The sequence below is a fragment of the Paracraurococcus lichenis genome (genome assembly GCF_030657435.1).
GTDB lineage: Bacteria > Pseudomonadota > Alphaproteobacteria > Acetobacterales > Acetobacteraceae > Paracraurococcus > Paracraurococcus lichenis.
Genome location: NZ_JAUTWS010000127.1, coordinates 1 through 9,192 on the forward strand (window position 1 = coordinate 1; position 9,192 = coordinate 9,192).

Below are 9,192 nucleotides of genomic sequence, written 5' to 3' on the forward strand. Positions count from 1 at the left end.
GGTCGAGGATGACGTACAGATAGAACCAGCGCCCCTGCACAAGGGTCTGCAGGAACGTGACGTCCCAGCACCAGACCTGCCCCGGGCCGGTGGCCACATGCGTGCTGGGCGGGCTCGCGCTCCGCAGTGGGCGGGCCCGACCACGGCGGCGCATCTGGCCGTGGTCACGCAGCACGCGATGGAAGCTCGCCTCGCTGCCAGCATAGATGCCCTGTGCTTGTTGGGATCCGGCGTGCCGGACCACATCACACGACCAGAGCTGCGGCGAGAGCGCTGAGGAGGGCTTTGCCGCGGCGCCGAGCGTTGTGCACGAATTCGAAGAAGCCGAGATATAGCGGCAGTTTCTCTTGCGAGATGCTCCGGTGCGGACGGAGCCAGGAGCGTAGCAGAAACGACGTCCCCTCATCAGGAACTCGTGGCGGACAGATCGCGCTCAGCAGACGTGAGAGCGAAGAAACCGATTATGTGCCCTGACCAGCCGCATCGGTGGCGGGCAAGACCTCCCATGCCGGGCCTTCGAACGCAAAGACCCGTCCCGGGTTATGCCCGTCCGGCAAGATCCGGTAAGAGGCGCCCATGCCGCTTCCGGCCATGGTGGCCGGGCAAGGCCTACCGCTCCGGCGCGCCCGGCGCTGCATGGGCCGGCTGCCGCAGTATGCCCAAAAAGGACGGAGTAACCCGATGAAGGACAACGGCGCGGCCCCCCGCGGTTCGGCAGGACATGCCGGCTTCGATGCCTTGCGGCGCCTGATCCGCCGGTTTGCGTTCCCCCCGGCGCCATCCACGCCCGGCTGCGCCGCAGCGTCAGACCCGCTGCCCGCACCGACGGCTACTGCCCTGTCGCCAGAGCCGGAGCCGGAGCCGCCCTTGCCGGAGAATTTCGTCGATGTCCGTTCCGTCATGGCGCGCTACACGCTGGAGGAACACGCCGCGCGCGCGGACAACTACTTCGCCTGGATGGGCGACGACGCCTCGATCCTGAAGAAGCCGTTCAACCAGATTGCCGAGGCGGTGGAGAGCCTCCAAGCGCTCTCGCTGATCCTGCGCTTCTCCGAGCTCTTCCCCGGTGCCCGCGTGATGGATTTTGGCGCCGGCACCTGCTGGCTCAGCCGCGACCTCGCGCTGCTCGGCTGCGACGTGACGGCCGTAGACGTCTCCGCCAAGGCGCTTGCTCTCGGCCGTCGCCACAACGAGCGGCATCCCTTTGCGCAGGACATGCGCATCTCCTATGAGGTCTTCAACGGCCGCGACCTGCCGCTGCCGGACGCGCAGTTCGACAACATCGTCTGCTTCAGCTCCTTCCACCACGTGGCGGACGAGCCGGCGGTTCTCGCGCATTTCCACCGGGTGCTGCGCCCCGGCGGCATCGTCGCCTTCAGCGAACCGGGTCCACAGCATTCCCGCCAGCCGCAATCGCAGCAGGAGATGCGGCAATACGGCGTGATCGAACGCGACATCGACGTGCACGCCATCTGGCGAACCGCCTCGGCCCTCGGCTTCGCCGATCTGCGCCTGATTCGCTACATGCCGGAGCCCGACCTCGTCAGCCTCGACAGCTTCGAGGCGATGCTGGCCGGCCCGGTATCGGTGGAGTTCGCACGGCCCTATACCAATGTTCGGCCTTTCCTGCTCTACAAGGCCGGCGAGCGCGCCGCTGACAGCCGCATGGGGCGGGGGCTGGCCGGCCGCATCCAGGCGACCCTGGCCCATCAACCGGATGGCGGCATACGGGCCTCCGTCCGCGTCACCAACACCGGCACGGCCCGCTGGCTGCCGAGCACGCAAGCCTGGGGCGGCGTCTGCATCTCCTCGAGCCTGATGGACGGGGACGGCATCATCCTCGATCCGCACTACGCCACCTGGTGGGTGATCGGGCGCGAGCTGGCATCCAACGAGTCCTGCGATGTCGAGATCGACATTCCCGCTCCGCCCCGCCCGGGCCTGCGGCTCTCCCTGTGCTTCGTCGCGGACCGGGTGGCACGGTTCGAAGGTGCCGACGGCGCACCTTATATCCTGCCGCTGGACCCGATGGCGCCCTGAGGCAAGCCAGGCTTTCCTGCGGTGCGGCCCGCGATCACTCCTCCCGGAAGGATCGCCGTAGGGAGTTCAGCAGCGGCGCCATGAGATAGCTGAGCGCCGTCCGCTCGCCGGTCGTTACGAAGACATCGGCCGGCATGCCGGCGCGCAGCCGGCCCTCCAGTTCCGACGGCAGGGAGGCCTTGTCCACCGTGATCACGCCGGCGAAATAGGGCTGGCCTGTAGCCGGGTCGCTCAGGCGATCCTGCGACAGCCGCTCCAGCCGGCCGAGGATCAGCGGCGTGGTGCGGGCATGGAAGGCGGGGAAGCGGACCTCGACCTCCTGGCCGGGCTGCAAGTAGGCGACATCAGTGGGCGGAAATTGCGCGTGCACCACCAGCTGGTCGTCGAAGGGAACCACTTCCATCAGCGGCTCGCCTGAGCGGATCACCTGGCCGACACTGAAGACCTTCAGTCCCAGCACTTGGCCGGCACGCGGCGCACGGACCTCGATGCGGTTCAGCACGTCGCTCGCCACCGTGATCCGCTCGCGCAGGTCATCGATCTTCTGCCGGACCTCAAGCAGCGCCGCCGCTGTCTCTTCCCGGAAGCGCTGATTGAGCTGGGAGATCTGCAACTGCGTCTCGGAAATCGCCTGCTCCGCGCGCGCTGCATCGGAGACCAGCCGGCCGGCGATGCCCTCTAGCCGGGCCCGTTCGCGTTCGAGCGCCATCATACGGTTCAGCGGGACGAGCTTTTCTTGGTAGAGCGCCCGCAGCCCGTCCAGCTCGCGCTGGATCAGGTGTTGCTGCTGCTCGGTCGCCCGCTGCTCAACCTCGAAGCCGCGGATCTCCTGGCGCAGTTGCTGGGCCCGTTGCTGCTGGATGGCGGTCTGGCCGTGCCGTGCCGCCTGACGATCCTTGAACTGGGCCTCCTGGTCCAGCATCAGTCGGGCCACCACTGGTTCCGCTGCGCGCCGCTGCAGGTCATCCGGCCAGGTGACGGTGGCGGCGCCGTCCCGCTCCGCCAGCAGCCGCGCCTGCAGCGCCAGGGCGGCGTCGAGCTGGTTGCGGTGCAGCTCGGCCGTGGCACGGGCCTGGATGTCGCTCAGCCGGAAGACGACCTGGCCCTCGGCCACCTGGTCGCCCTCGCGCGCCAGGATCTCGCTGACGATGCCGCCCTCGAAATGCTGCACCACCTTGCGATTGGACTCGACCGCGATCGTGCCCGGCGCGACCACGGCACGGTCCAGCCGGGCGATGGCGGCCCAGCCGCCCAGGATGCCGAAGACGAGGAGGATCAGGGCATAGCCCGCCCAGGCCGGCCCGCGCCAGTCGAGGGAGGGGGCCGCGGGAGCTCGGCTGACGAGGCTGGTCATCCTCAGCCGCTGGCCTGCTGTAGCGTGCGGGCGGCCGCCGGCCCAGGGATTGGCCTGGATGGCGGCGCGCTGCGGGCCTCCAACAGGCGGGACAGGATGACGTCGCGCCGCCCGAAGGCCTGCACCGTTCCCGCATCCAGGATCAGCACCTTGTCGGCGAGGGCCAGGATGTTGAGCTTGTGGGTCACGATCACCATCGTGGCCTGCCGGGTGCGCAGGCCCTGCATCGCCTCGATCAGTGCCTGTTCGCCCGCGGTGTCGAGGTTCGAGTTTGGCTCGTCGAGGACCAGCAGGCAGGGACTGCGGTAGAGCGCGCGCGCCAGTCCCAGGCGTTGCCGCTGACCGCCCGACAGCGCCGCCCCGCCCTCGCCGATGGGCGTGTTGTAGCCCTGCGGCAGGCGCTGGATCATCTCGTGGCAGCCGGCGGCGGTGGCGGCCGCTACGACGGCCGCGCCGTCCGGCTCGCTGAAGCGCGCAATGTTCTCGGCCACCGTGCCGGCGAACAGCTCGATGTCCTGCGGCAGGTAGCCGATGTGCTGGCCGAGTTCCTGCGGGTTCCAGTCGGTCAGCGCCGAGCCATCCAGCCGGACGCTGCCCTCGAGCGCCGGCCAGATGCCGACCAGGGCGCGCGCCAGCGATGACTTGCCGGCGGCGCTCGGGCCGATGACGGCGAGGATCTCGCCCGGTTCGACACTGAGGGCGACGCCGCGCAGGATGGCGCCGCCACCGCCTGGCGCCGCCACTACGAGCCCGTCTGCCTGGAGATGCCCTTTCGGAGCCGGCAGGGGCATCCGCACCTCCTCCGGCCCAGCCAGGTCGAACAGCGTCCGCAGCCGGCCATAGGCGGTGCGCGCAGTGGCCAGGCCGCGCCAATTGGCGATCGCGAGTTCCACCGGCTGCAGGGCCCGGCCGATCAGGATGGATGCGGCGATCATGGCGCCTGGCGAGATCTCGCGCTCGATCGCCAGGAAGGCGCCAACGCCCAGGATGGCCACCTGCAGCAGCATGCGGAAGAACTTGGTCGCCGCGACCAGCATGCCGGAGCGGTCGCTGGCCAGGGCCTGCAGCCGCAGGTGGCCGGCATGGGCGGTGGCCCAGCGCCCGCGCAGCGCCGCCAGCATGCCCATGGCCTGCAGCACCTCGCTGTTGCGGAAGCTGGCCTGGGCGCCCTGCAGCGCGGCGATGCTGGCGTTGGAGGCCGCGTGCAACTGCCGCCGCGTCGCCAGCTCGTTCAGCAGCGTCGGCCCGATGATGACGACGCTGCCGCCGATCGCCATCCAACCGAACCAGGGATGCAGCAGGAAGGACGCCGCGACGAACACGGGCAGCCAAGGCGCGTCGCAGAGGGCGATCAACCCAGGGCCGGTGAGGAATTCCCGCAAGGTGTCTACATCGCGCAGCCCTTGCGCCTGGCCGCCCGCGGGCCGCAGCAGGTTGGCGCGGTGCAGGGCATTGAATGCGGGCTGCGCGACCTGCGCGTCGAACATCAGTCCGGCCCGCACCAGCACGCGCGAGCGGATCATCTCGAGCGCCGCGTAGACCAGCAGCAGCGCCGCGGCGAGCACCGTGATGCCGGCCAGCGTCGTGGTGCTGCGGCTGGCCAGCACGCGATCATAGATCTGCAGCATGTAGAGCGGGCTGATGAACATCAGCAGATTGATGAAGAAGCTGAAGACGATCGCGGCGACGAAGGGTGGCCGGACCGCCTGCAGCCCCTGCGCGAGGGTCGGTGGCAGGGATGTTATGGGAGCACTCATGCCCGCATCCCCTCGCGGGATTGCAGGCCATGCAGCGGTTGAGCCGCGCCGGCAGAGACGCGACCACCGGCCGCGGCCAGGGCGCGACCGCGCCAGCCGCCGGAGTTGGCGGCGCAAGACCTCGCTATGTCCAACATCGCGTCCCCGAAGGGGGCCAGGCCGCACCTGCGCCGACCCGGTCAAGAGAAAGAGTGCCAATGATGCGCGAATGGGTTGCCGGATCGTGTCCCGTCGCGTGGTGCAGGACCGCTGATTTCCGGCGGGCGCGTCACCGTATCGGCTGGCACGGCGGACAGCTTGACGGATGGCGTGTTGCAGCCGGCGCGCTGGGCAGCCCCGGCATCGGGCTGCCCGTCAGGGTCGCGCCGACCGGGTGGCTGGCTGGCGTCGTCGATCGACATTCCCGCTCGATCCCTGAGGCGGACGCCGAGGTCATCGTTGCGGCCTTCGATCCCGGTCTTGCGGCAGGCGATCGGGTGGCGTCGCCCTGCAGACCGCGATGCCTGATATATCCGGCCGCGACAGCCCTGGTGTCCCGGCCTTCGGCGCAGCCATCCTGGATGCGGATCCCGGGGCGGCGTTGCGGGCCGCGCATCCGGCTCACCGGCGCGCCACCACGATGATGCGCGCGGGTGCAATGCCCACACTGCGCAGGCCAATGCGGCGGGCCACGGCCTCGCTCACATCCACGATCCGTCCAATGCGGTAGGGTCCCCGATCGGTGACGAGGCAGGTGGCTGCCTTCCGCGTGTCGAGGTTGCGAACCTGGATGCGGGTCCCAAGCGGTAGGGAGCGGTGCGCGCAATAGGGGGCCCGGCGGTAGAACCGCTCGCCATTGGCCATGCGGCGGCCCTCAAGCCGGCTACCGTACCAGGATGCGATGCCCTGCTGGTAGGCCTCCGCCGGCCCGGTGGCCAGGGCGGCAAGGCCGACAAGCAGGACTCCAAGATATCGTCTCACGCCATGTCTCCGGCTTCGGGACCACCCGCCTCCGCCATCACACAGGCGGGCAGGGTGATGGAGGCTGATCCGCGAAAAACATTGGCAATGAGTTGAGAATATATTTTTTAAATTTCGCCATAAAGGCGAGACGGGGGCTGTCGTCGGCGTCCCCCGCAGCGGCGAGACGCAGCCATCGGCGCCCAGGCCGGGAGATCGGCTGGGCGATAAAGGGATGGCAATAGGATTGCGGTTGATGCGGTTTGCAGACGCAAACCTGCGAAACTGCGTGAACGTGATGAGCCAAGAGGTTGAAGACAGTGCTGGAATGGAGGCTGTTGGAGATCGCCATGGATCACCCACTCTGGTTCCCGGCAGCCCTCGGCGCCGCAGGCCTGCTCTTCTTGTTGACGCTGGCCATCACCCTGGTGCGGCGCTGGCGCTGGCAGGCGGCGCTCGACGCACGCATCGCGGCCTGCAGCCAGCCGCGCCGCGACTATCACCTGCCACCCACGATCGAAGCGGCGGAGCGGGAACTGGCGACGCTGCTGCGCCGCCTGCGCTCCTACATGCGCGATCCCTATGATTTCGCCGCCTCGCGCATCACCAGTGAGGCGGCCTTCGAGGAATGCCTCGACCGCGCCACCCATCTCGGAGTCTGGATCGCCGAACTGGGCGGCGCCGTGCCGGCGGACCAGGCTGAACGCGAGCGCACGCGGGGCCTGATCCTGGAGAGCGTAATCCAGAGCCGGCGCATCGTTACGGTGTCCGCACTGGCCATGGCGGGCTGAGGGGCGGGCCGTCGGCTCGCCTGCCTCGGGGCGGCAGGCTCAGGCCGCCATGGCGCGGCCGTGCCGCACCTTGCGCCGCAGTTCCAGGACAGTGGCGGCCAGGGATGCGAGGCTCACCAGGGCCTCGCGCTGCGCGGCATCGAGGCTGCGCGCTTTGATATCGAAGACGCAGAGCGTGCCGAGTGCCCTGTCGTCCGGGCCGACCAGTGGCATGCCGGCATGGAAGCGGAGCCCGGGCTTGCCGCGCACCAGGAGATTACCCGCGAAGCGAGGGTCGCGCGTGGCGTCCTCCACCACCAGTGGCCCGGTCGGGCACAGCATGGCATGGGCGCAGAAGGCGTGGTCGCGTGGCATCTCGGCCAGGTTGAGCCCAGGGCGGGCCTTCAGCCACTGTCGTTTCGAATCGGCCAGCGAGATCAGGGCAACGGGGCAGTCCGTCAGCCTCGCGGCCATCTCGACCAGTCGGTCGAACACCGCTTCCGCTTTCGTATCCAGGATTTCGTAGGACCCAAGAACGGAGAGGCGCTCGGCCTCGTTGCAGGGAATCGGTGCTGGCACGAGCTTCATCGCGGTTCTCACAGCAATTTCGCAGCGAAGGGTGACGGCGCTTAGCTTGCCGATCCGTAAACCGCTGCGCGGCGGGTCCGATCGCTGCGAACCATAATTATGGTCGGCGTCATCCCACCTGCTCCCGTCCACCGGACGACATCCAACCCGCGGACGCACGGACACACACACACACACACACACACACACGGTATGCACCAGGAGGGGCGCAGGGGAGCCCTGCCGAAGTCCCTCGCGCATCCTTCAATCAGGGCCGCATGAAAGGCGGCCACCCATTGGGATGGCGAAGCGGGCGCGGATCGTAAGGCCACGATCACCGGACCGGAGGCATTCGGAACGGTGCGTTCAAAAATAATATTGCTTTGGCCGGGAGCACGGATTGCCGGTGCCGCACCATGCGACGGCGGTGTGACCGACCCGGGCTCTTGCATCGCGGTGCCGAGCAAGAAGGACGCGTCCCGTCACGGCGGGTCTGGCGGCACCTGTCGCCGCCGCCCGGCATCGCCGACGGGCCTCGGGCAGTGCCGCCAGCCGTTGGAGATGCCAACCAGACCTTCTGACACGGGCGCGTTGTCGCTGGACGCCCTTCAGGCACTTCCGTCCGCCGTTAAGGAAGCACCAAGAAATTCTTGAAAATTTCGCATGTGGCCTGCGGCACCCGGCCGGAGGATCCCAACATGGTTGGAGAGATCTATGGCAGGGCTTCACGGCGACGAGCAGGTCCGGAGCGGGACCATGGCCTCCGACATGACGGGTGCCCGGGCCGACAAGCCACTGTCCTGGCCGACGGCGGTCCTCCTCATCGGCGTGCTCGCCGTCGTCTCCTGGATGGTCTTCGGCGGCGTCGCCTTCCTGCTGTTCCACTGAACAAAGCACCATTTTGCGCACGCAGACCTGTGCCGGGTCATGGCGTATGCGAAAACCCGATACAAGAGAGGTCGGCGGAGTGGCGTGCCCGACGGACGGCCATGCGTCTGAGCGACCCGATGCCCCGGCGCTGCATCCCTTGCCGGCCGGCCGGTGCCGGGTCGGGTGCCCTACCAATCGCTCCCGCACCGCTTGGTGCGCCCTACTGTCCTGTGGCGGTGAGGGTTGTGGCGGTGAGGGCTGCGACGCTGATGGCGAGGCCGAGCGGTATCCAGTCCGGCCCCGGTCGCCGGGCCTGGCGCCAGGCCAGCGCAAGGAGCGCGGTGGCGGCGGCGAGCAGGACGAGCAGGCGCGGCAGGCCGGAGAGGCCGACGAGGGCGCCGCAGGCGGCCATGAGCTTGACGTCGCCGCCGCCGAGCGCGGCCTGGCCGAGCAGGGCGCGGGCGCCGAGTTGCAGGGCGGCGAGCAGGCCCCAGGCGGCGGCGGCGCCGAGCAGGGCATCGGCGGGCGGCACCGGAGCGAGGCCGAGGGCGGCGCCGGTCAGGCCAAGCCAGAGCAGCGGCTGGGTGATGCTGTCGGGCAGCCAGTAGGCGCGCAGGTCCAGCAGGGCACCATAGGTGATCAGGCTGGCAACCAGCGCCAGGAACAGCCCGGGCAGGCCGGGCCCGCCGGCGAGCGGGCCGCCGGCCAGGGCGAGCGCGAGGGCGGCGCTGTGGGCGAGACGCCAGGCCGGCTCGGGCCGGCCGGTGGGCCGGGCGAGGCGGCGCAGGCTCTCGACCAGTTCCGACCCGCTGCGGCCGCTGGCCTCCTGCGCCTCGAGGGTGGCGACCTGGGCCTGCGCGAGGCGGGCCAGGGCGGGGCCGAGCAGGGCGGCGGT

At 69.4% G+C, this 9,192-nt stretch carries 9 protein-coding genes and 1 pseudogene; 3 read left to right on the forward strand and 7 right to left on the reverse strand.

The window, feature by feature from the left end:
• A pseudogene (locus tag Q7A36_RS36350) lies at window positions 1–214 on the reverse strand (IS3-like element ISAzo10 family transposase); the annotation flags it as partial.
• A 653-nt stretch (window positions 215–867) separates the two neighbouring features.
• Between Q7A36_RS36350 and Q7A36_RS36355 the strand changes: the two are divergent.
• On the forward strand, window positions 868–2,040 hold the full coding sequence (locus Q7A36_RS36355) for a class I SAM-dependent methyltransferase (protein WP_305108687.1): 1,173 nt from the start codon (window positions 868–870) through the stop codon (window positions 2,038–2,040).
• 34 nt (window positions 2,041–2,074) lie between these two features.
• Here Q7A36_RS36355 and Q7A36_RS36360 read toward each other — a convergent pair whose 3' ends face one another.
• The 4 genes from Q7A36_RS36360 to Q7A36_RS36375 form a co-directional block, all read right to left on the reverse strand.
• Window positions 2,075–3,394 carry an HlyD family type I secretion periplasmic adaptor subunit gene (locus Q7A36_RS36360; RefSeq protein ID WP_305108688.1) on the reverse strand — a complete coding sequence of 440 codons (1,320 nt, stop codon included), beginning with the start codon at window positions 3,392–3,394 and terminating at the stop codon, window positions 2,075–2,077.
• 2 nt (window positions 3,395–3,396) lie between these two features.
• Window positions 3,397–5,151, reverse strand: coding sequence for a type I secretion system permease/ATPase (locus Q7A36_RS36365; RefSeq protein WP_305108689.1), 1,755 nt, complete (start codon window positions 5,149–5,151; stop codon window positions 3,397–3,399).
• Between the two features lie 179 nt (window positions 5,152–5,330).
• Window positions 5,331–5,552: a hypothetical protein gene (locus tag Q7A36_RS36370; protein ID WP_305108690.1), complete on the reverse strand. Its 222-nt coding sequence runs from the start codon at window positions 5,550–5,552 to the stop codon at window positions 5,331–5,333.
• Between the two features lie 199 nt (window positions 5,553–5,751).
• Window positions 5,752–6,111 carry a septal ring lytic transglycosylase RlpA family protein gene (locus Q7A36_RS36375; RefSeq protein ID WP_305108691.1) on the reverse strand — a complete coding sequence of 120 codons (360 nt, stop codon included), beginning with the start codon at window positions 6,109–6,111 and terminating at the stop codon, window positions 5,752–5,754.
• A gap of 329 nt (window positions 6,112–6,440) precedes the next feature.
• Here Q7A36_RS36375 and Q7A36_RS36380 point away from each other — a divergent pair, with 329 nt between their 5' ends.
• On the forward strand, window positions 6,441–6,881 hold the full coding sequence (locus Q7A36_RS36380; RefSeq protein ID WP_305108692.1) for a hypothetical protein: 441 nt from the start codon (window positions 6,441–6,443) through the stop codon (window positions 6,879–6,881).
• A gap of 39 nt (window positions 6,882–6,920) precedes the next feature.
• On the opposite strand, the gene Q7A36_RS36385 is transcribed toward Q7A36_RS36380, so the two are convergent.
• Window positions 6,921–7,580: a GAF domain-containing protein gene (locus Q7A36_RS36385; protein ID WP_305108693.1), complete on the reverse strand. Its 660-nt coding sequence runs from the start codon at window positions 7,578–7,580 to the stop codon at window positions 6,921–6,923.
• Between the two features lie 561 nt (window positions 7,581–8,141).
• On the opposite strand from Q7A36_RS36385, the gene Q7A36_RS36390 reads away from it, so the two are divergent.
• Complete coding sequence (locus tag Q7A36_RS36390) at window positions 8,142–8,315, forward strand: hypothetical protein (protein WP_305108694.1); 174 nt, start codon at window positions 8,142–8,144, stop codon at window positions 8,313–8,315.
• A gap of 202 nt (window positions 8,316–8,517) precedes the next feature.
• Here Q7A36_RS36390 and Q7A36_RS36395 read toward each other — a convergent pair.
• Window positions 8,518–9,192, reverse strand: a 675-nt coding sequence (locus Q7A36_RS36395) for a prepilin peptidase (RefSeq protein WP_305108695.1), incomplete at its 5' end; no start/stop codon positions are given.

Bases quoted from the DNA above. Each gene is read 5' to 3' on its own strand.
- Q7A36_RS36380 (WP_305108692.1), top strand. From the start codon at position 6,441: ATGGATCACCCACTCTGGTTCCCGGCAGCCCTCGGCGCCGCAGGCCTG.
- Q7A36_RS36360 (WP_305108688.1), bottom strand. From the start codon at position 3,394: ATGACCAGCCTCGTCAGCCGAGCTCCCGCGGCCCCCTCCCTCGACTGG.
- Q7A36_RS36365 (WP_305108689.1), bottom strand. From the start codon at position 5,151: ATGAGTGCTCCCATAACATCCCTGCCACCGACCCTCGCGCAGGGGCTG.
- Q7A36_RS36390 (WP_305108694.1), top strand. From the start codon at position 8,142: ATGGCAGGGCTTCACGGCGACGAGCAGGTCCGGAGCGGGACCATGGCC.
- Q7A36_RS36370 (WP_305108690.1), bottom strand. From the start codon at position 5,552: ATGTCGATCGACGACGCCAGCCAGCCACCCGGTCGGCGCGACCCTGAC.